At 73.2% G+C, this 21,154-nt stretch carries 20 protein-coding genes; 18 read left to right on the forward strand and 2 right to left on the reverse strand.

All coding sequences use genetic code 11. The features are described 5' to 3' along the window. The first annotated feature begins 98 nt into the window (after nucleotides 1-98). The 13 genes from OG406_RS34810 (at nucleotide 99) to OG406_RS34870 (ending at nucleotide 13,789) form a co-directional block, all read left to right on the forward strand. Nucleotides 99-2,120 carry a beta-galactosidase gene (locus tag OG406_RS34810; protein WP_329189636.1) on the forward strand — a complete coding sequence of 674 codons (2,022 nt, stop codon included), beginning with the start codon at nucleotides 99-101 and terminating at the stop codon, nucleotides 2,118-2,120. Between the two features lie 259 nt (nucleotides 2,121-2,379). Next, nucleotides 2,380-3,939 carry a glycoside hydrolase family 53 protein gene (locus OG406_RS34815; RefSeq protein ID WP_329191078.1) on the forward strand — a complete coding sequence of 520 codons (1,560 nt, stop codon included), beginning with the start codon at nucleotides 2,380-2,382 and terminating at the stop codon, nucleotides 3,937-3,939. Nucleotides 3,940-4,080: 141 nt separating this feature from the next. Then, the gene (locus OG406_RS34820; protein ID WP_081222882.1) at nucleotides 4,081-4,368 is read left to right on the forward strand and encodes a winged helix-turn-helix domain-containing protein; all 288 of its coding nucleotides are present in this window, start codon (nucleotides 4,081-4,083) and stop codon (nucleotides 4,366-4,368) included. Nucleotides 4,369-4,372: 4 nt separating this feature from the next. Then, nucleotides 4,373-5,353: an SMP-30/gluconolactonase/LRE family protein gene (locus tag OG406_RS34825; protein WP_164373377.1), complete on the forward strand. Its 981-nt coding sequence runs from the start codon at nucleotides 4,373-4,375 to the stop codon at nucleotides 5,351-5,353. A gap of 238 nt (nucleotides 5,354-5,591) precedes the next feature. Continuing rightward, nucleotides 5,592-6,068, forward strand: a complete 477-nt coding sequence (crcB, locus tag OG406_RS34830; protein ID WP_164373379.1) for a fluoride efflux transporter CrcB — start codon at nucleotides 5,592-5,594, stop codon at nucleotides 6,066-6,068. Next, nucleotides 6,065-6,469 (forward strand): DUF190 domain-containing protein, encoded by a 405-nt coding sequence (locus OG406_RS34835; protein WP_164373381.1) that lies wholly within the window; start codon nucleotides 6,065-6,067, stop codon nucleotides 6,467-6,469. Before crcB (OG406_RS34830) ends, OG406_RS34835 begins: the two co-directional genes overlap by 4 nt. After that, nucleotides 6,466-6,840 carry a fluoride efflux transporter CrcB gene (crcB, locus tag OG406_RS34840; RefSeq protein WP_164373383.1) on the forward strand — a complete coding sequence of 125 codons (375 nt, stop codon included), beginning with the start codon at nucleotides 6,466-6,468 and terminating at the stop codon, nucleotides 6,838-6,840. Before OG406_RS34835 ends, crcB (OG406_RS34840) begins: the two co-directional genes overlap by 4 nt. A gap of 83 nt (nucleotides 6,841-6,923) precedes the next feature. Beyond that, the gene (locus OG406_RS34845) at nucleotides 6,924-7,760 is read left to right on the forward strand and encodes an undecaprenyl-diphosphate phosphatase (protein ID WP_164373385.1); all 837 of its coding nucleotides are present in this window, start codon (nucleotides 6,924-6,926) and stop codon (nucleotides 7,758-7,760) included. 151 nt (nucleotides 7,761-7,911) lie between these two features. After that, nucleotides 7,912-8,643 carry a FadR/GntR family transcriptional regulator gene (locus OG406_RS34850; protein WP_164373387.1) on the forward strand — a complete coding sequence of 244 codons (732 nt, stop codon included), beginning with the start codon at nucleotides 7,912-7,914 and terminating at the stop codon, nucleotides 8,641-8,643. A 70-nt stretch (nucleotides 8,644-8,713) separates the two neighbouring features. Next, the gene (locus tag OG406_RS34855) at nucleotides 8,714-9,748 is read left to right on the forward strand and encodes an asparaginase (RefSeq protein ID WP_164373388.1); all 1,035 of its coding nucleotides are present in this window, start codon (nucleotides 8,714-8,716) and stop codon (nucleotides 9,746-9,748) included. A gap of 108 nt (nucleotides 9,749-9,856) precedes the next feature. Beyond that, the gene (locus OG406_RS34860; protein WP_164373390.1) at nucleotides 9,857-10,807 is read left to right on the forward strand and encodes a glutaminase; all 951 of its coding nucleotides are present in this window, start codon (nucleotides 9,857-9,859) and stop codon (nucleotides 10,805-10,807) included. A gap of 151 nt (nucleotides 10,808-10,958) precedes the next feature. Continuing rightward, nucleotides 10,959-12,365 (forward strand): polyprenol phosphomannose-dependent alpha 1,6 mannosyltransferase MptB, encoded by a 1,407-nt coding sequence (gene mptB / locus OG406_RS34865; protein ID WP_329191080.1) that lies wholly within the window; start codon nucleotides 10,959-10,961, stop codon nucleotides 12,363-12,365. Further along, complete coding sequence (locus OG406_RS34870) at nucleotides 12,362-13,789, forward strand: glycosyltransferase 87 family protein (RefSeq protein ID WP_329189639.1); 1,428 nt, start codon at nucleotides 12,362-12,364, stop codon at nucleotides 13,787-13,789. The genes mptB and OG406_RS34870 overlap by 4 nt, the downstream gene beginning before the upstream one ends. Here OG406_RS34870 and OG406_RS34875 read toward each other — a convergent pair. Beyond that, nucleotides 13,761-14,954: a D-alanyl-D-alanine carboxypeptidase family protein gene (locus OG406_RS34875; protein ID WP_164373394.1), complete on the reverse strand. Its 1,194-nt coding sequence runs from the start codon at nucleotides 14,952-14,954 to the stop codon at nucleotides 13,761-13,763. The two genes, OG406_RS34870 and OG406_RS34875, sit on opposite strands and share 29 nt — an antisense overlap. Before the next feature lie 88 nt (nucleotides 14,955-15,042). Then, entirely contained in the window at nucleotides 15,043-16,182 is a 1,140-nt protein-coding gene (rho, locus tag OG406_RS34880; RefSeq protein ID WP_329189642.1) for a transcription termination factor Rho, read from the reverse strand. 441 nt (nucleotides 16,183-16,623) lie between these two features. On the opposite strand from rho, the gene OG406_RS34885 reads away from it, so the two are divergent. The 5 genes from OG406_RS34885 to OG406_RS34905 all read left to right on the forward strand — a co-directional run bounded on the left by OG406_RS34885 (nucleotide 16,624) and on the right by OG406_RS34905 (nucleotide 21,143). Beyond that, entirely contained in the window at nucleotides 16,624-17,289 is a 666-nt protein-coding gene (locus OG406_RS34885) for an SDR family NAD(P)-dependent oxidoreductase (RefSeq protein ID WP_329189643.1), read from the forward strand. Between the two features lie 155 nt (nucleotides 17,290-17,444). After that, on the forward strand, nucleotides 17,445-18,698 hold the full coding sequence (locus OG406_RS34890; protein WP_329189645.1) for a cytochrome P450 family protein: 1,254 nt from the start codon (nucleotides 17,445-17,447) through the stop codon (nucleotides 18,696-18,698). A gap of 116 nt (nucleotides 18,699-18,814) precedes the next feature. After that, nucleotides 18,815-19,558 (forward strand): nuclear transport factor 2 family protein, encoded by a 744-nt coding sequence (locus OG406_RS34895; protein ID WP_164373401.1) that lies wholly within the window; start codon nucleotides 18,815-18,817, stop codon nucleotides 19,556-19,558. Then, the gene (locus tag OG406_RS34900; protein WP_164373403.1) at nucleotides 19,555-19,896 is read left to right on the forward strand and encodes a YciI family protein; all 342 of its coding nucleotides are present in this window, start codon (nucleotides 19,555-19,557) and stop codon (nucleotides 19,894-19,896) included. The genes OG406_RS34895 and OG406_RS34900 overlap by 4 nt, the downstream gene beginning before the upstream one ends. Then, a complete protein-coding gene (locus OG406_RS34905) occupies nucleotides 19,893-21,143 on the forward strand; it encodes an RNA polymerase sigma factor (protein WP_329189649.1) in 1,251 nt (416 codons plus the stop codon). The genes OG406_RS34900 and OG406_RS34905 overlap by 4 nt, the downstream gene beginning before the upstream one ends. The last annotated feature ends 11 nt before the right edge of the window (nucleotides 21,144-21,154 follow it).

Raw genomic sequence — 21,154 nt, forward strand, 5'->3', positions numbered from 1 at the left:
CACTTGTCAATGGTTGTTGCTGTGCGGTTATGTTGGCCTCACGCTCCTGATGGCGTGTGTGCACGTTCCCAAATGATCGATTAAACGGGAGAGATCCGATGCCGGAGACCAACCCCCTGAGCCGCACCGGGCTCGCCTTCGGTGGGGACTACAACCCCGAGCAGTGGCCGGAGGCCGTCTGGTCCGAGGACGTCCGGCTGATGCGCGAGGCGGGCGTCACGATGGTGAGCGTCGGGATCTTCTCCTGGGCGCTGCTCGAACCGGCCCCGGGCACCTACGAGTTCGGCTGGCTCGACCGCGTGCTCGACCTGCTGCACGAGAACGGCGTACGGGTGGACCTCGGCACCCCCACCGTCGCGCCGCCCGCCTGGTTCTACCGCGAGCACCCCGAGGCGCTGCCGGTCACCGCCGACGGCACCCGCCACGCCTTCGGCTCACGCGGCGCCATCTGCCACAGCAACACCCATTACCGTGCCGCCGCCGCCTCCATCACGACACAGCTCGCCACCCGGTACGCCGACCACCCCGCGCTCGCCCTGTGGCACGTCCACAACGAGTACGGCGTCCCCGTCTCGGCCTGCTACTGCGCCTCCTGCGCCGCGCACTTCCGTCGCTGGCTCGCGGACACCCACGGCACCGTCGACGCCCTCAACGAGGCCTGGGGAACCGCCTTCTGGGGCCAGCGCTACACCGGCTTCGACCAGGTCGACCCGCCGCGCGTGACCCCGACCGTGGGCAATCCGGCCCAGGCCCTGGACTACCGCCGGTTCGCCGACGCCACCATGCGCGAGAACTTCGTCGCCGAGCGGGACATCCTGCACCGTCTCGCCCCGGGCGTCCCCGTCACCACCAACTTCATGACGGCTCTCAGCCAGTGCGACTCCGTCGACTACTGGGCGTGGGGCCGCGAGGTCGACCTCGTCACCAACGACCACTACCTGATGACCGACGGCCGCCGCACCCACGTCAACCTCGCGATGGCCGCGGACCTCACCCGCTCCGTCGCGGGCGGCGCCCCCTGGCTCCTCCTCGAACACTCGACCTCGGGTGTCAACTGGCAGCCCCGCAACCCCGCCAAGGCGCCCGGCCAGATGGCCCGCAACTCCCTGTCCCACGTGGCCCGCGGCTCCGAAGGGGCCCTGTTCTTCCAGTGGCGGCAGTCCCGGCGCGGCGCCGAGAAGTTCCACTCCTCGATGCTCCCGCATGCCGGCACCGACTCCCGGGTCTGGCGCGAGGTCGTCGAACTCGGCTCGTCCGTCGGCGCGTTGGCCCCCGTGGCGGGGACGCGGACGGTCGCCGACGTGGCCGTGCTGTGGGACTGGCACTCCTGGTGGGCGCAGAACCTCCAGTGGCGGCCCAGCGAGGACCACGACGCCCGCGAACGCGCCGACACGTTCTACGAGGCCCTCTACGACCGGCACCTCACCGTCGACTTCGCCCACCCGGAAAGCGACTTGTCGGCCTATCCCCTTGTCGTCGTCCCCGCTCTCTACCTCATGACCGAGGCCGCGGGGGAGAACGTCCGCAGGTACGTCGAGAGCGGCGGCACCCTGCTCGTCTCCTACTTCTCCGGCATCGTCGACGAGCACGACGCCGTGCACGCCGGCCCGTGCCCCGGAGCCCTGCGGGACGTACTCGGCCTGACCGTGGAGGAGTTCTCCCCGCTGCTCGGGGGCGACCGGGTCCGCATCACCGGTCCCGACGGCCGCGAACTCACCGGCGACGTGTGGACCGAGTTCGTGGTGCCGCGCGGCGCGGAGACCGTCTGGACGTACGCCGACGGCCTCACCGCCGGGCACCCCGCCGTGACCCGTCACGCCCTCGGCGCCGGCTCCGCCTGGTACGTGTCGACACGCCTCGGAGCCGAGGGCCTGGACACGTTCATCGCCTCCGCCGCCGACGACGCGCGCATCGCACCGCGCGCCGACCTGCCCCGCGACGTCGAAGTGGTGCGCCGTACCGGTGAGTCGGGCACGTTCGTCTTCGCCGTCAACCACACCGGCTCCGACGCCAAGGTCACGCTGGACGCGCACGGCACCGAACTCCTCACGGGCGAACGCGCCGCCGGCCGCCTCGCCGTCCCGGCGGGCACGGTACGGGTCGTACGGCTCGACGCCTGAGCCGGTCGGCGACCGGCCCGGGCCGCTCGCCCGCACCGCTCGGCGCGATCCCCGCGCAGGCCCCGCCCGGGCCGTCGGCGGAGACGCGTTCACCGCCGACGACGGCCGACCGCCGACCGCCGACCCGCGCCGTCCGGCCAGGAGCCCGACGGCCCACCGATCCCCTCCGCCCGCGCGAGCCACCAAGCCGCGGGCGGAGGGAACGGCCCCCAGGCAGGGGGCATCTCTCCCCACCACGTCGAAGGGACGACGGACGATGATGTTCCATCCCAGACGCACCCTCAGAGCCCTGCTGATACCGCTCGCGGCCGGACTCGCGCTCACCGCCCTCCCCGCGCAGTCCGCGCACGCGGCGAGCACCCTGACCAACGCCGGATTCGAGGCGGACGGAGCCGGCGCGGCGACACCGAACGGCTGGTCGGAGTACGGCGACACCGGCGCCTCCTACGTCGAAGCCGGGGGACACGGCGGGAGTTACCGCCTCACCCACTACTCCGCCGCCGCGTACAAGGTCGAGACCTACCAGTACCTCTCGGGACTCACCAACGGGAACTACCGGCTCACCGCCTGGGTGCGCTCGGGAGGCGGGCAGAACTCCGCCTACCTCGCCCTCAGGAACTGCGGCGCCAGCGAACGGCGCACCGACCTGCCGGTCTCCGCCGGCGGATGGATCCACCTGGTCGTGCCCGTCGCCGTGACCGGCGGCCAGTGCACGATCAGCGTGGTCTCCGACGCCAACGCCGGAAACTGGATCAACGTCGACGACCTGACCTTCACCGCCGGCACCGCCGGACTGTCCGTCAAGGGCTCCGACATCTCCTCCCTCGCCAAGAGCGAGGCCCTCGGCGGGATCTACCGCACCGGATCCGGCACGGCCGGGGACGCGCTCGCCATCCTCAGCTCCTCGGGAATGAACTACGCCCGCCTCAAGGTCTGGGTGAACCCGGCCGACGGCTACAACAACAAGGCACGCGTCCTCGCCATGGCCAAGCGCGTCAAGGCGCGGGGCATGAAACTTCTGGTCGACTTCCACTACTCGGACACGTGGGCGGACCCCGGCAAGCAGACCAAACCGGCCGCCTGGGCGGGGCATTCGTACGGCCAGCTCAAGACGGACGTCTACAACCACACGTACGACGTGCTCAACTCCCTGAAGGCGCAGGGCACCACGGCCGACATGGTGCAGATCGGCAACGAGATCAACGGCGGCATGCTCTGGTCCGAGGGCTCCACGGACAACTGGCCGCAGCTCGCCGGCCTCCTCAACTCCGGCTACTCCGCGGCCAAGGCGGTCAGCGCCTCCACCGTCGTGGGCCTCCACCTCGCCCAGGGCGGCGATCTCACCGGAACCCGCTGGTGGTTCGACAACGCGGTGTCCAACGGCGTGAAGTTCGACGCCATCGGCCTCTCCTACTACGGCTACTGGCACGGCTCGCTCGACGCCTTCCAGACGACCCTGGACGACGCCGCCGCCCGCTACGCCAAGCCGGTGTTCCTCGCCGAGACGGCCTACCCGTTCCGGCTGGACAGCGACGACGCGCTCGTCAACCAGATCGACACGACCGGTGAACTGGTCGCCGGCTATCCGGCCACGACCGCCGGGCAGTCCGCCTGGCTGCGCGACGTCATGAACATCGTGGAGGCCGTTCCGAACGGCCGCGGCCTCGGCGTCTTCTACTGGGAGGCCACCTGGACGGCGGTCGCCGGGAACGGCTGGGACCCGGCCGACCCCGCCTCCGGCAACGGCTGGGAGAACCAGGCCCTGTTCGGCTTCGACGACAAGGCCCTTCCGGCCATGTCCCTCTTCGGCCACCGCTGAACGCGAGGGTCCGGCCGCCGGTGCGGCCGGACCCCGTGCGTTCCGCCGCCGTGCGGGTCCGGCCAGGCTCGCCGAAGGCCGTGCGGGCCGCTCCGGGCTGCGGGAGAGTAGCGGGAGACCGTCACGACGGAGGGGGACGAGATGCTGAAGGTTCCCGACAACGGGCATCGGCTGGACATCCTGGAATGGCTGCGCGACCCCGCGGAGCACTTCCCGCGGCAGCGGCACGGCGACCTCGTCGAGGACGGCGTGAGCCCCGAGTCCCTCGCCCACAAGCTGGGCGTCAGCCGGGCCGTGGCGCGCACCCACCTCGACCTCCTCACCGGGGTCGGTCTGCTGCGCGCCAAGAAGGTCAGACGGCGGACCTACTACCGGCGCGACGAGTACCGCATCGCCGAGGTCAGCCACTTCTTCGAGAAAGGCTGGTAGCCGCGTGGACCGGACGTCCGCCGCCGCACGCCCCACCGCCCTCGTGCCCCGGCGTCTCGTGCCGCTCGGCGGCCGCGGCCCCGAGGACGTGGTGGCCGACCACCGCGGCGGGGTGCTGACCGGCCTGGAGGACGGCCGCATCGTCCGGGTGGAGCGGCCCGGCGACGCCGACCGCGCCGGAGTCCGCGTCCTCGCCGAGACCGGCGGCAGACCGCTGGGCCTCGAACTCCTCCCGGACAACGCCCTGCTGGTGTGCGACGCCGAACGAGGACTGCTGCGGATCGGGCTCGACGACGGAGTGGTCCGCGTCCTCGCCGACACCGTCGCGGGCAGGCCGCTGCGCTTCTGCAGCAACGTGGTCGCCCTCGCCGACGGCACCGTCCTCTTCACCGTCTCCAGCCGGAACTACCCCCTCGCGCACTGGATCGGCGACCTCGTCGAGCACACCGGAACCGGCCGCCTGCTGCGCCTCGCGCCGGGCGAGAAGGAACCCGAAGTGCTGCTGGACGGGCTGCAGTTCGCGAACGGCCTCGCCGTCGCCGGTGACGAGTCCTTCCTCGTCGTCGCGGAGACGGGCGCGTGCCGTCTCACCCGCTACTGGCTCACCGGGCCACGGCAGGGGCGCGGCGAGACCTTCCTCGACGACCTGCCCGGTCAGCCGGACAACCTCTGGCGCGCCCCCGGCGGCCCGATCTGGGTGGCACTCGCCGGACCCCGCGTCGGCGCCCTGGAACTCCTGCACCGCCGGGGTCCCGCCGTGCGCCGCACCGCCGCCCGGATCGCCGTCCGCGCTCCGTTCCGGCCGCCCCGTACGACCGGCGTCCTGGCCGTCGACGACGAGGGCCGTGTCCTGCACCACCTGGAGGGCCGCCGCTCCCGGTTCCGCATGGTGACCAGTGCCTGCGAGTCCGACGGCCGGCTGGTCCTCGGCAGCATCTGGGAGCCCGGTCTCGCGGTCTGCGACCTGCCCGGTACCCCGGGCTGAACCCGGTACGGACCGGTCGGCGAGCCCGGCCCGGCCGCGCGAGAGCCGACCGGGCCGGGGGCGAGGCGCGCGTGCGCCGTCCGCGCGCACGGCGGTACGCTTTTCACCGGCCGCGATCTTGTGTCGCGGCGCGGCGGTGGGGCCCGCCGTACCCGAACCGCGGCAGTCGCGCCGCCGACGGTCCCTGCTTGCGATGCCGTGCGCCCGCACCGGCCCGGCGAGTAGGAGCACGAGGAACATGACGGTCCCGCACCCCGACCGCGTCGACGAGTCCGGCAGCCCGGTCCGCGCCCCCGCGCGCAGCGCCTCCCCCTGGCGCGGCCAGGGATCCGTCGTCGCGGTGGTCGCCCTCGGCGGCGCCGTCGGCGCCACCGCCCGCTACGGCGCGGGCGAGCTGTGGCCCACGCCCGCCGGCACCTTCCCCTGGACCACCTTCACCGTCAATGTCGTCGGCTGCGCGGTGATCGGCGTCTTCATGGTGCTGATCACCGACGTGTGGGCGGCGCACCGCCTCGTCCGCCCCTTCTTCGGCACCGGCGTGCTCGGCGGCTTCACCACCTTCTCGACCTATGCCGTCGACATCCAGAAACTGGTCGACGACGGCCGTCCCGGCGTCGGTCTCGGCTATCTCGCCGCGACCCTGTTCGCGGCGCTCACGGCGGTGTGGCTGGCCGTGACGGCGACCCGGCGCGCCCTGGCACGGAGGCAGCGATGACGAGGCTGACAGGCAGCGCCCTGCGGGTGACGATCTTCATCGGCGAGAACGACACCTGGCACCGCAAGCCGCTCTACGCGGAGATCGTGCACCGGGCCCACGCGGCGGGGCTCGCGGGCGCCAGCGTCTTCCGGGGCATCGAGGGTTTCGGCGCCTCCTCCCTGATCCACACCTCACGGCTGCTGTCGATGAGCGAGGACCTCCCGGTCGCGGTGATCGTCGTGGACACCGAGGAACGCGTCCGGGCCTTCCTGCCCCAACTCGACGAACTCGTCACCGAGGGACTCGTGATCCTCGACGCCTGCGAGGTCATCCGGTACGCGGGACGGGGCGGCACACCCGGACAGGAGCACCCGGAAACCGGTGGCGGCGCGGCTGACGAAGGTGAGAACTGGTTGTGAACTGGCTGCTGGTGGTCCTCGGCGCGGCGGTCGGCGCACCCCTGCGCTATCTGACCGACCGCGCGGTGCAGGTGAGACACGACACCCTGTTCCCCTGGGGCACCCTCGTCGTCAATGTGGCGGGCTGCCTGGTGCTCGGCCTGCTGACCGGCGCCGCCTCGGCCGGACACGCCTCGGACCACCTGCAACTCCTGGTCGGCACAGGCCTGTGCGGGGCCCTGACCACGTACTCGACGTTCTCCTACGAGACGCTGAGGCTGACTGAGACAGGGGCCGCGTTCTACGCCGCCGCCAACGTGATCGTCAGCGTGACGGCGGGCCTCGGCGCCGCGTTCGCCGGGGTCGCGTTCGCGCACGCGGTGTGGACGTAGGTACCGTGCTGCGCCGTGCGTAGGCAACACTGTCTCCTGCGCTGTCTACAGCACTGTCGTCCATCTCCTCAGAACTGGATCCCATGAGCGTCATCAACGTCGGTCAGGCCGTCGTCCTCGGAGTCGTCGAGGGGGTGACCGAATTCCTCCCCGTCTCCTCGACCGGCCACCTCAAGATCACCGAGGGCCTGATGGGGATCCCCGTCGACGACGATGCCGTCGTCGGATTCTCCGCGGTCATCCAGGTCGGCGCGATCGCGGCCGTGCTCGTGTACTTCTTCAAGGACATCGTCCGGATCGTCTCCGCCTGGGGCCGCGGGCTGCGGGACAAGGAGCAGCGGACCAGCCACGACTACAAGTTCGCCTGGTGGGTGATCTACGCGACCATCCCGATCGTGATCGTGGGTCTCGCGGCCAAGCCCCTGATCGAGGGCCCGCTCGCCTCGTTGTGGGTGGTCGCGGGATCGCTGATCGCCGGCAGTGGCGTGATGTGGGCGGCGGACCAGATGGGCCGCCACAAGCGCGGTGAGGACGACACCTCGTTCAAGGACGCCATGCTGGTGGGCAGCTCGCAGATCCTCGCCCTGCTCTTCCCCGGCTTCTCGCGCTCCGGCGCCACCATGTCGACCGCGCTCATCCTCGACCTGGACCGCGTCGCCGCCACCCGGCTCTCCTTCTTCCTCGGCATCCCGGCCCTCACCGGCGCCGGTCTCTACGAGCTGAAGGACGCCCTCGGCACCGGGGTGGGCGCCGCCCCGCTCGTCGCCGGCACCGTCGTGTCGTTCGTGGTCGCCTACGGCTCCATCGCCTGGCTCCTGAAGTTCGTCGCCAAGCACTCCTTCAACGCCTTCGTGATCTACCGGATCATCATCGGCGTGGCGCTCCTCGGCCTGCTGGGCGCCGGAGTCCTCGACAGCTGAGACCACCACCCGGGGCGCCGCGCGAAGCGCCGTCCCAGGGCATGCAGGAGCCGCTCCCAGGGGGCGCGAGGCCGAGCAGAGGGCCGCGCGCCCCCTGGTGCGTGCCGTGCCCGGTTTGACACGTGCCTCACCCATCCGGAGGATCATCCGCGTGAACCTGTCAGACAGCCAGACAGGTGGTCCGGTGCCGCGGCGCGTCAGCGCGATGGAAGCGGTGCTCACCCACCTCCGCGACGCCATCGAGCGCGGCGACCACGCCGTCGGCGACAAGCTCCCCTCCGAGGCGGAGCTCTGCCGCCGCCTCGAAGTGAGCCGCCCGGTGCTCCGCGAGGCGCTGCGGGCCCTCCAGGCGATGGGCCTGACCGTGTCCCGTACCGGCAAGGGCACCTTCGTCGTCGCCGCCACGGTCCAGGACCCCACCTTCGGCGACTACACGGCGGGCGACCTGCTGGAGGTGCGCCGCCACGTCGAACTCCCCGTCGCCGGCTACGCCGCCCTGCGCCGCACCCCGGAGGACCTCGACCGGCTCACGCGGCTGCTCGACCGGATGGAGCGCGAGACCGACACCACGGCCTGGGTCGCCATGGACACCGTCTTCCACATCACCGTCGCCGAGGCCTCGCAGAACCCCGTCTTCCGCCGCGTCATCGAGGAGATCCGGGACGCGCTCGCACGGCAGTCGGCGTTCCTGGACGAACTGGGCGGCCGGCGCGAACAGTCCGACCGCGAACACCGGGCGATCCTCGAAGCGCTCGCCGCCGGCAGCGAACACGACGCCGTCGACGCGATGGCCCACCACCTGGACCGCGTGGAGACCACCCTCGCCTCCATCGTGCGCCCCGAGCGCGCGGACACCCCCACGAAAGGCCGCCCCGAGTCATGAGCGAGCACACCCGAAACCAGGACGGCCCCGCGCGCACCCCGCGCACCCGGATACGGAACGGGGCCCAGGCGTGAACCCGGCCCTGGCCTACGGCGGCCCGCGCTCCGCGGCGGCGCCCGTCATCCGCGAGCCCCTGCACGCACCCGTCGCCCAGCTCGTCCGCGGCGGCGTCATCGAGGGCATCCACTACGGCTCGGTCGTCGTCCTGGCCGCCGACGGCGGCGTGGACCTCCAGCTCGGCGACATCGAGGCCGCCTTCTACCCGCGCTCCGCGCTCAAGCCCGTACAGGCCGTCGCCATGCTGCGCGCCGGGCTGCCGCTCGACGGTGAACTGCTCGCCCTGGCCGCCGCGAGCCACTCCGGGGAGGAGCGGCACCTCGCCGGAGCCCGCCGCATCCTGGAGCGGGCCGGACTGACCGAGGACCGGCTGCGCAACACCCCCGACCTGCCCTACGGCCCCGCCGTCCGGGAGGCCTGGACCCGAGCCGGGCGGCCCGCCTCCCGGCTCGCCCAGAACTGCTCCGGCAAGCACGCGGCCATGCTGTACACCGCCCGCCTGAACGACTGGACGCTCGACGACTACCTCGACCCGGAGCACCCGCTCCAGCGGGCCGTCGCCGAGACCGTCGAGGACCTCACCGGTCAGGCCGTCGCCCAGGTCACCGTCGACGGCTGCGGCGCGCCCCTGTTCTCCGTCTCGCTGCACGGCCTCGCCCGCGCCGTCGTCCGGATCGCGGGAGCCGCGCCGGGCACCCCCGAGGCACGGGTGGCCCGCGCGATGCGCGAGCACGCCGAGATGGTCTCGGGGGAGGGCCGCGACGTGGCGGCCCTCATGCGCGCCGTCCCGGGACTCGTCGCCAAGGACGGGTTCGAGGGCGTGCAGGTCGCGGCGCTGCCGGACGGCCGCGCCGTCGCCGTGAAGATCGCCGACGGCGCCGACCGGGCACGCGTCCCGGTGGCCGCCGCGGCGCTCGCCCGGGCCGGGGTCGACCCGGCGGCCCTGACCGCCTTCGCCGGGGCGCCGCTCCTCGGCGGCGGCGCGGTGGTCGGGCACATCCGTCCCGTCCGGGCCCTCGACCCGCTGGGCGCGGTGGCCCACGTCTGAGGAGGGCGGGCCGGGGCGTCCGGCCCCGCCCCGCCAGGTCCCGTCCGGTCCCGCCCCGGAGGAAGACATCGGTTCCGGGACGAGCCGCACGACCGGGAGGGCCGCACAATGGTGATCATGCCTGGGGAATCGTCGTATCCGTCGTCGCTGACGTTCCAGCCCGTGCTGGAGCGGATCGCCACCGAGGTCGCCCAGACGCCCGGACGCGGCCGGCCCGCCGACTACATCCCGGCGCTGGCCGCCTGCGACCCGCGCCGCTTCGGCATGGCCGTCGCCGAACTCGACGGCACGGTGTACGGCGTGGGGGACTGGCGGGAGCCGTTCTCCACGCAGTCCATCACCAAGGTCTTCACCCTCGCCCTCGACCTGGCACGTGAGGGCGACGCTCTGTGGGACCACGTCGGGCGCGAACCCTCCGGCAACCCGTTCAACTCCCTCGTCCAGCTGGAGTACGAGAACGGCATCCCCCGCAACCCCTTCATCAACGCGGGCGCCCTCGTCGTCACCGACCGGCTGCAGACCCGGACCGGCGACGCGGCCGGCGCGCTGCTGGAGTTCCTGCAAGCCGAGAGCGGCAACCCCGGTCTCGCCTTCGACCAGGACATCGCCGCGTCCGAGGCCGCGAACGGCGACCGCAACGCCGCACTCGGCCACTTCATGGCGTCGTACGGCAACATCGACAACCAGGTCCCGGTGCTCCTGGAGCAGTACTTCCTCCAGTGCTCGATCGCCGCGTCCTGTGCCGACCTCGCCCTGGCCACCGGTTTCCTCGCCCGGCACGGCATCCGTGCCGACGGCAGCCGGCTGCTCACCCAGAGCCAGGCCAAGCAGATCAACGCGATCATGCTGACCTGCGGGACGTACGACGCGGCGGGCGACTTCGCGTACCGGGTGGGGCTGCCCGGCAAGAGCGGGGTGGGCGGCGGGATCATCGCCGTGGTGCCGGGCCGCTGCACGCTCTGCGTCTGGAGCCCGGGACTCGACGAACGCGGCAACTCGGTCGCGGGCGTGGCAGCCCTGGACCGCTTCACCACCCTCACCGGAGTGTCGGTGTTCTAGACGTGCTCCGGGCGCCGGCCCCGACCCCGGCGTCCGTCCAGTGCCCCGGCCGCGACGCCGGGCACAGGGAGGTCACGCGTCCGACCCCGTCAGGAGAGCGCCGCGTCGCCTTCCGGCCACTCGGCGTTGACACGCTGACCGAGTGTTGGCCATGGGTTTCCCCGTCGATCTCCGTCGCTGTCAGGCACTCGGCCTGGCCGGTACCGCCTTCCTCGCGCTGGGCGGCGAGACCGCCGGGGCGCTGCCCGCCCACGACTTCCTCGCCCCCGGCTCGGTGCAGGCCGTACTGGGCCTCGTCGGCGTGTACTTCGGCGTCGTCCTGCTGATAGCGGCCTGGGTGCTGCTCGGCGGAGTCGTCCGCGGGCCCGAACCGCCCACCCCGCGTTCCCTGTTGCTCGTCCTCGCCGTCTGGGCGGCACCGCTGCTGCTCGCGCCACCCCTGTTCAGCCGGGACGTCTACAGCTACCTCGCGCAGGGCGCGATGGTCGACGCCCACATCGACGTGTACGCGTACGGGCCCGCGCAGCTCGGCGGACCGCTCGCCGACGAGGTGGCGCCCGTCTGGCAGCAGACGGCGACGCCGTACGGACCGGTCTTCCTCGTCGTCGCCTCCGTCCTGTCGGCCCTGACCCGCGGTCAGCTGCCGGCGGGACTGCTCGGCATGCGCCTGATCGCGCTGCTCGGCGTCGCCCTGATGGCGGCGGCGCTGCCCCGCCTCGCCCGGCACAGCGGCGCCGATCCGGCCGCCGCGCTGTGGCTCGGCGCCCTCAACCCGCTGGTCCTCCTGCATCTGGTGGCCGGCGCGCACAACGACGCCATCATGCTCGGCCTCCTCGGCGTCGGTCTGGTGGCCGCGCGCGGCCGGTGGCCCGTCCTCGGGGTCGTCCTGATCACGCTCGCCGCCCTGGTCAAGGCGCCCGCGGCGCTCGGCCTGGTGGCAGTCGTCGCCCTGCGCTCGCGCGGGCGGGGACCCCGGGCGGTGCTGCGGTACACCGTGACCACCGCGACGGCGGCCGCCGCCACGACCGTGGCCGCGACGGCGGCCGCGGGGACCGGGTACGGCTGGATCGCCGCCCTGAAGACCCCCGTCTCCCCGCACAACTGGTCGCCCACCAGCCTCCTGGGCCGCGTCACCGGCGCCGCCCTCGACCAACTGGGCAGCGGGCTCGCACCGTTCGCCCTGCCCGCCTGGCACGCCGCCGGACTCCTCGTCACCGCAGCCCTGCTGCTGTTCATATGGCTGCGGCTGCGGCCGGGGCCCGTCTACGCGCTCGGCCTCAGCCTGGCCGCCGTCGCGGTGTTCGGACCGGCGGTCCGGCCCTGGTACGCGCTGTGGGGCCTGTTCCTGATCGCCGCGGCGGCGCCCACCGGATCGGTGCGGACCCGGGTCGCCGCCGCCAGCGCCGTGCTCGCCCTCACGGTGCTGCCGAGCGGCGCCCCGGCCGACGTGGAACAGGTGATCCTCGCCGTCTCCGGGGGCGTCCTCGCCCTCGTCGTCCTCTGCCAGGCCCACCAGGCGGCCCGGCCGCAGTCACCGGTACGGGAGCGAACGGCATGACCGCCGACGGCACGACGAAGTCCCCGCGCGGCGGAACGGTCCGAAGCAGGGTGCGAGGGCGGTACGCGGCGCGCGGGCACACCGGCGAAGCGCGGGGCGCCGACGGCGCGACGGCGCTGCCGAGCACCGACCGCCGACGGCTCGTCCTCGTGCTCCTCCTGGCGGTGACGGTCGGGGTGTTCACGGCCACGGTGCCGCTGCTGCGCGACTGGTTCGACCTGCGTGTCTACTACGGCACGGTCGACGCCTGGATCCACCACGGCGGCCGGATCTACGACTACCGGGTGCCGGGCACGACGTACGGCTTCACCTATCCGCCGTTCGCGGCCCTCGGCATGCTGCCCATGGCGCTGGTCGGACTGCGCACCGCGATCGTCCTCGCGCTGCTGCTCAACCTGGCGGCCCTCGCGGTCGTGGTCGGATTCCTGGTCGGGCCCGCGCTGCGCCGCCACGGCTGGTTCGGGCTCGCCCTGACGGCCTGTCTGCTGCCCCTGTTCGAGCCGCTCCGCGACACGTTCAGCTTCGGGCAGGTCAACCTGGTGCTGCTGGCCCTCGTGCTCGCCGACGCGCGGCTGCTGGCGCGTGGGCACGGTCGCTGGGCCGGTGTCGGCATCGGCCTCGCCGCCGCGATCAAGCTCACCCCCGCGCTGTTCATCGCGCTGCTGCTGCTCGGCCGCCGCCGGCGCGCCGCCGGGGTCGCCACGGCCGTCGCCGGGGCGGCCACCGGCCTGGCCGCCTGGGCGGCACCGGACGCCTCGCGCTTCTACTGGACCGACGCCCTGTGGGACACGGGCCGGGTCGGCCGACTCGCCTATGTCTCCAACCAGTCGGTGCAGGGTGTGCTGGCGCGGCTCGCCGCACCGGGGGAACCGAGCCGGGCCCTCTGGGCGACGGCCGTCCTGCTGGTCCTGTGCGTGTGGGCGTGGCGGACCTCGCGCGCCCTGGCGGCCGACGACTGGGCCGCCGCGTTCGCCCTCACCGGCCTCGCCGCCTGCCTGGTCAGCCCGATCACGTGGGTGCACCACCTGGTCTGGCTGCTGCCGTCCTTCGCCGTGCTGCTGCGCCACCGCAGGCTCCGGATCGCGGCGGCCCTGTACGGGGTGCTGTGCAGCAGCGTCGTCTGGCTGTGGTTCGACGACGCGTCCGGGCTCGACGGCTTCCTCGGCAGCAACATCTATACGTGGATCACGCTGGGGCTGCTGGCGTGGTTGCCGGTGGGGGAGGCCGTTCGGACCGGTACTGGCCGGGCAGCCGCCCTCGTTCCTCCGGCCGTGGGGGCACGTCGTCCGGCGGAGCGTCTCCCGGGCGGACGACGTGCTCGGGTGACGCGGCGGCACCGTGAGGCGGCGGACCCCGCGTCCCCGAGCGGAGCCGACCCGAACGACGTGCCCCAGGTCAGGCGCGCGGCCCCCGGGCCGCCTTGAGCCGCAGGGCGAGGGCGACACTCACGGCGCCCAGGACGGCGGCGCCGGCGATGCCCGCGGCCCCCGGCCACCCGAGCCCCTCGTCGTCCGGGACCGCGGCGGCCACGGGACGCGCCGCGGGACCGGCCGCCGGCACGGACCGGGTGTCGAGCAGGGTGCCCACGGGATCGACGTGGCCGGCGGCCGCGAAGCCCCAGTCGAGCAGCGAGCGCGCCTCCTCGTACACGGTGAACCCGCCGCCCGCCTGAGGGTTCATCACGGTGACCACGAGGGTGCGCCCGCCGTGCCGCGCGGCGGCGACGAGGGTGTTGCCCGCGTTGGTGGTGTAGCCGTTCTTGATGCCGATCATGCCCGGGTAGCGCGCCACACCGTCGGCGCCGGTCAGCAGCCTGTTGGTGTTCTGGATCCCGTACGGGGAGCCGTTGCCCGGGAACATGGAGTCGACCGTCGCGCAGTACCGGGCGAAGTCGGCGTTGCGCAGCCCGGCGCGGCCGAAGACCGCCAGGTCGTATGCCGACGACACCTGCCCCGGCGTGTCGTAGCCGTCGGGCGACACCACGTGGGTGTCGCGGGCGCCGAGGGCGCGGGCCTTCGCCTGCATCTGGGTGGCCGTGCTCGTCCAGCCGCCGTTCATCGAGGCGAGGACGTGGACGGCGTCGTTGCCGGAGTTGAGGAAGACCCCGCGCCACAGGTCCGCGACGCGGTAGGTGTTTCCCTCGGCGACACCGACCATACTGCTGCCCGGGCCGATGCCCTCCAGCTCGCGCTCGGTGACGGTGTGCCGGATGCCTCCGGGCAGGCTCGGGAGGACGGTGAGCGCGAAGAGCGTCTTGAGGGTGCTGGCCGGCGGCAGCGCCCGGTGGGCGTCGTGGGCGGCGAGCACGTCCCCGGTACGGGCGTCGGCGACCAGCCAGGACAGCGCGGAGATGTCCTCGGGAACGGCGGGGGCGCCGGTCCTCAGCCGTGCCTGGGTCCCCTCCTGGTAGAGCGACGAGGGCGGGGCGACCGTGGGTCGCGGTGTCCCCGGGTCCGCACCGGACAGGGCGGCGGCCTGCCCCGGCGTGACGGCCAGCGCGCCGGCCACGCAGAGGGCGGAACAGCGGGCGGCGACGCGGGAGACCGCGGAACGAGAGGCGGCAGTCCGGAATGAGAATCCGATGGTCATACCGCAAACGTAGGAACGGAGGCACGACACGCCGGGCTGCCCGGGCCGAGCGACGGCGCCGAGCACCCGGATGCCGCAACGGGAGAGGTCAGGAGCGCAGGGTGGGCTGCACGTGTCGCAGGAAGGCCGCGTTGTCGGGCGTGGCACGCAGGCGCTCCAGGAGGGTCTCCAGGGAGGTCTGGCCGTCCCGGGTCTGCAGGGCGCGGCGCAGTCCGCGTACGGTGTGCAACTCGGCGGCGGGAAGGAGCAGTTCCTCGCGGCGGGTGCCGGACGGGTTGATGTCGACGGCGGGGAAGACGCGGCGGGAGGCCAGGGTCCGGTCGAGCCGGAGCTCCATGTTGCCGGTGCCCTTCAGCTCTTCGAAGAAGTACTCGTCGGCGCGGGAGCCGGTCTCGACCAGGGCGGTGGCGAGGATGGTGAGGGAGCCGCCCTCCTCGGCGAGGCGTGCGGCGCCGAACAGCCGCTTGGGGCCCTGGAGCGCGGCGGCGTCGACACCGCCGCTGAGGGTGCGGCCGCCGGCGGAGGCCGCGTTGTTGTGGGCGCGGCACAGCCGGGTGAGGGAGTCGAGCAGGATCACGACGTCCTGGCCCGCCTCGACGAGCCGCTTGGCCCGTTCGACGACGAGTTCGGCGAGCGCGATGTGCTGCCGGGGCGTCTGGTCGAAGGTGGAGGCGAAGACCTCGCCGCGCACGGAACGCCGCATGTCGGTGACCTCCTCGGGCCGCTCGTCGAGCAGCACCACCATCAGGTGGCATTCGGGGTGGTTGCCGGCGACGGCGGCGGCGATCTGCTGGAGCAGGACCGTCTTGCCCGTCCTGGGCGGCGCGACGATCAGGCCGCGCTGGCCCTTGCCGACGGGGGCGAACAGATCGACGACCCGTCCGGCGGCTCCGCTCGCCGGGTGTTCGAGGCGCAGCCGGTCACGCGGGTGGAGCGGGGTGAGGTCGCGGAAGTGCGGGCGGTGGCGCAGCTCTTCGGGGGAGCGGCCGTTCACGCGCTGGATCTCGGTGAGGGTGCGGGGCCCGCCGCGTACGCCTTCGACGGTGTCGCCCTTGCGCAGGCCGTGTCGGCGGACGAGCGCGGGGGAGACCTGGAGGTCGGCGGACGAGGGCAGGCAGTCGGCGGAGCGCAGGTGCCCCTTCCCGTTGCCGTCGATGTCGAGGACACCGGTGGCGGTCTGGGTCCGGGGCTGCTCCTGTACAGGGGGGCGTTCGAGTGTGGTGGTCATGGGGTGTCCTCTCGGGGACGGGACGCATGGGACATGCGGAAGGAAGGGGGGAGAAGCCGCGGAAGGGAGGGCGCGGGGCGCGCCTCGGGGCGGCGGGAGCATCACCTCGGGTACGACGGGAACGCGTCCCAGGTCGTGCACGGGAGGTGGTGCGAGAAGCTGGTCCGCGGTCGGAATCGACGGCGTGTCAGCGAGAAGGAAATGAACCGGCACCGGCGCCTTGACGAAGAGGCTTACACAAGTGCTGGGGCTACCGTACCACCGGTGTGGCGGGCCCGACAGTGACCGCCTCTCGGCGGGCGGCGTTCAAAGGTATCAACGCGCCGGTGGTTCCACCTATTCCGCGGTGTCGGTCCGGCGCCGGCGCACCTACGCTGAACTGGCCACCTTCGAGCAACCCGCCGCCCCCTTCGATCCGCACAGATCACCCGAGGTGAGGACATGACCACGATCGCCGTCATCGGAGCAGGCCCCGGACTCGGCACGGCCGTCGCCCGGCGGTTCGGCCGCGAGGGCTTCGGCATCGCCCTCGTCTCGCGCGACCAGGAGCGGGTGGACGCACTGGCCGCCGAGCTCGCGGACGCGGGCCTCACGGCGCGGGGCTTCGCCGCCGACGTACGCGACCCGAAGGCGCTCGCCGCGGCGCTGGACGCCGTGCCCGAGGCGCTGGGACCCGTCGAGGTACTGCAGTACAGCCCGATTCCGCACCCCGACTTCATGCGGCCGGTCCTGGAGACCCGCCCCGACGACCTCGTCGGACCGATCGAGTTCTCCCTCTACGGGCCCGTGACCGCCGTACGCCAGGTGCTGCCCGGGATGCGCTCCCTCGGCCGCGGCACCGTCCTGTTCGTCAACGGCGGCAGCGCGGTGATCCCGCACCCCGAGCGCGCGGGCACGTCGATCGCGTTCGCCGCGGAGAGCGCGTACGGCCATCTGCTGCACGACACCCTCGCCCCCGACGGCATCCACGTCGGACAGCTGATCATCCCCGGCGCCATCAGCCCCGGACACCCCCGCAAGGACCCGGACGCGCTCGCGGAGACCCTCTGGGGCATGCACCGGGACCGGCACGGTTTCCGGCACTTCGCCGACGACCTCGACAGCTGACCCTTTCCGGCCGAATCCCGGACGCGGGTTCCCCGCGCGCCCGAAAGCCTTCCCGGAGGTGCTGCGCGCGCTGCTCCGAGCGGACACAATCGGTCCTCGCAGGACGCCGACGGTGTCGTGCGACCGTCAACTCGGCCCGCAGCAAGGAGAACCCGGTGGACAACCCGGCCCGCACGCCGCACCGCCCGGACCCCGCCGGCGGCTGTCCGCACGCCGACAACGCGCGGCTGCTCGCGCGCGGCGCCGTCGCGACGGTGCTGCTGCCCGGCGAGGTGGAGGGCGCGGCGGTGCTCGGACACGAAGCGCTGCGTGAGTTCCTCGCCCACCCCGATGTCGCCAAGGGGGCCGAGCACTTCACCGCGCTGCGCGAAGGACACGTCACCGCCGGGTGGCCGCTGCTGACCTTCGCCACCGTGCAGGGAATGACGACGGCGGACGGTGACGACCACCGGCGGCTGCGCTCCCTGGTCAGCAAGGCCTTCACCACCCGTCGGGTGGAACAACTGCGGCCCCGGATCGTGGACCTGACGGACGGTCTGCTCGACGACCTGGACGCGGCGGCCCGGGACGGCGGGGGAGTGGCCGACCTGCGCCGGCACTTCGCGCTGCCGCTGCCGATGGGCGTCATCGGTGAACTCCTCGGAGTGGAGGCCGCGTACCTCGACCGGCTCCACCACCTGTCCAACCAGGTCGTCGCCACCGACATCGGCCCCGAGCAGGTCGTCGCCGCGAACCGCGAACTCGTCGCCGTGCTCGCCGCGGTGGCGGCCGCACGTGCCGAGAACCCCGGCGACGACCTCACCAGCGCGCTGATCGCCGCCCGGGACGAGGACGGCGACCGGCTCAGCCAGCAGGAACTCATCGGCACCCTCGTCCTCATGATCATCGCCGGGCACGAGACCACCCTGAACCTGATCACCAACGCAGTACGGGCGCTCTGCGGGCACCGGGACCAGCTGGAGTCGGTGCTGCGGGGCGAGGCGGACTGGGCGGACGTCGTCGAGGAGACGCTGCGCTGGGACGCGCCGGTGAGCTACTTCCCGTTCCGCTACCCCGTACGGGACCTGACCCTCGACGGCACCGTCATCCCCCGGGGCACCCCGGTCCTCGCCGGATACTCGGCCGCCGGACGCGACCCGGCCGCGCACGGAGCGGACGCCGACCGCTTCGACGTCACCCGCGCCCGCCGGACCGGCGCCGTGCGCCACCTCTCCCTCGGGCACGGCGCCCACTACTGCCTCGGCGCCCCGCTCGCCCGGATGGAGGCCACCATCGCCCTGCGTCGGCTCTTCACCCGCTTCCCGGACCTCGACCTCGCCGTGCCCGAGGGGGACCTGACCCGGCACGCCAGCTTCGTGGGGAACAGCGTCCGTGCCCTTCCGGTCCGGCCGGGCGTCGCCTGCCCCTGACCTGCGGCTTCGCCGGTCCGTCGGTGGGGGAGGAAAAAACTTCGCGGCCCCTGTCGATTCGCCGTGACCCCGTTCGTCGGTGGGGTGTAGGAAGCCCCTGAGCACCTGGAGGAACCATGAAGTACATGCTGCTCGTCTGCGGCGACGACACCGCCGACTGGTCGGGCACGGCGCCCGTCGAACCCTGGGTGGAGGAACTGAGCGTCGAGCACGAGGTACGGCTGCACGGCCACCGGCTGCGGCCGCCGGCCGACGCGGTCACCGTCCGCGTCCGCGACGGCGAAGTACTGCGCACCGACGGCCCGTTCGCCGAGACCAAGGAGTACATCGCCGGCTTCGACGTCCTCGACTGCGCCACCCTGGAGGAGGCCGTCGCGGCCGCCGCGAAGCACCCGGTCGCGTCCGTCGGCGCCATGGAGGTCCGCGCGTTCTGGGACGAGGAGGAGGCCGAGACCGCGATCCGCCGCCTCGAGGCGGAGCTGACCGAGGCCGCCCGCGAGCGCGACGTCGAGCGCGCGATGGCCTGCTACGCCCCGGACGTCGACGTCTTCCACCCCGAGAGCGGCCAGGAACAGAGCGGGATCGACGCCCTCCGCAAGGCCGAGGAACTCCGGTTCTCGACGATCACCGGGCCCGTCGAGCGCGAGGTGTCCGACTACCGCCTCCGCGTCGACGAGAGCATCGCCTTCAGCCACGCGCTGGTGCGGACGCGCGCCACGCTCGCCGACGGCGGGACACTGGACACCACGGAACGCGTCACCACGGGCTACCGGGAGGCCGGCGACCGCTGGCAGATCGTCCACCAGCACAGGTCGGTACCGGCCGGCACCGCCCGCGGAGCCGAGGAGGACCGGTCATGAAGTACGCCCTGTTCATCTGCACGCCCGTCGGCGGCGAGGAGCTCAGCCCCGAGGAGCTCGCCGAAGACCCCCGCTTCCTGTCGTACATCGACGAGGTCCGCACCCGCGACATCGTCAAGGGCGGCGCCCGGCTGCGGCCGGCCGCGGACGCCACCACGGTCCGCGTCCAGGGCGACGAAGTCCTGCTCAGCGACGGGCCGTTCGTCGAATCGAAGGAGTACGTCGCGGGCATCGACATCATCGACGTCGCCGACCTCGACGAGGCCATCTCCCTCGCCTCCCGCCATCCGGCCGCGCTCGGCGGCGGATCGGTGGAGGTACGGCCGGTCTGGGAGTGAACGAGGACGTCGAGAAGGCGGTCGCCGCCGCCTTCCACGAGGAATGGGGCCAGGTCGTCGCCACCCTCATCCGGGTGACCGGCGACTGGGACCTCGCGGAGGAGTGCGCTCAGGACGCCTTCGCCCAGGCCCTCGACCGGTGGCGGCGCGACGGGGTGCCGCGCCGCCCCGGCGCCTGGCTGACCACGACCGCGCGCCACCGTGCCCTGGACGTACTGCGCCGGGAGGCCGTCGGCGCGCAGAAACTGCGGGAGGTGGCGGTGCTGGCACGCGACGACGGACCCCGCGACCCGGAGTCCGAGGACGACAGCGGAGTCCAGGACGACCGGCTCCGGCTGATCTTCACCTGCTGCCACCCGGCGCTGCCCATCGAGGCCCGGGTGGCGCTCACCCTGCGCACCCTGGCCGGGCTGACCACACCCGAGATCGCGCGGGCCTTCCTCGTCCCCGAGGCGACCATGGCCCAGCGGCTGGTGCGCGCCAAACGCAAGATCCGCAACGCGGGCATCCCGTACCGCGTACCGCCCGCGCATCTGCTGCCCGAGCGCACCACCGGCGTCCTCGGCGTGGTGTACCTGCTGTTCAACGAGGGGTACGCGGCCAGCACCGGCGCCGACCTGGTCCGCGCCGGCCTGTGCGCCGAGGCGATCCGGCTCGCCCGCGTCCTGGCCCGGCTGATGCCCGACGAGCCCGAAGTCCTCGGCCTGCTCGCCCTGTTGCTGCTGCACGACGCCCGGCGCGACACGCGCGTCGACGCGGCGGGCGACCTCGTCACCCTGGAGGACCAGGACCGCGCCGCCTGGGACCGGGCCGAGATCGACGAGGGCGCGGCCCTCCTGGAGGCCGTCCTGCGCCGGGGGCGCCCCGGCCCGTACCAGATCCAGGCCGCCATCGCCGCCTGTCACACCACCGCCGCGGCGGCCGGCGACACCGACTGGGCCGACATCGCGGCCCTGTACGGCGAACTCCGGCGCTTCGTCCCCTCCGCCGTCGTCCGGCTCAACCGCGCCGTCGCCGTGGGCATGGCCGACGGAGCCGACGCCGGACTCGCGCTGGTCGCCGAACTGGAGGAGGAGGGCGAGCTGGCCGACTACCACCTCCTTCCCGCCACCCGCGCGGACCTGCTGCGCCGCGACGGGCGGACGAAGGAGGCCCTCACGGCCTACGAGCGGGCGCTGGACCTCGTGGAGAACGCGGCCGAGCGACGCTTCCTGGAGAAACGGCTCGCCGAGTGTCGATCCGCCTAGGGCCCCTTCGT

The organism is Streptomyces sp. NBC_01428 (genome assembly GCF_036231965.1).
Lineage (GTDB): Bacteria > Actinomycetota > Actinomycetes > Streptomycetales > Streptomycetaceae > Streptomyces.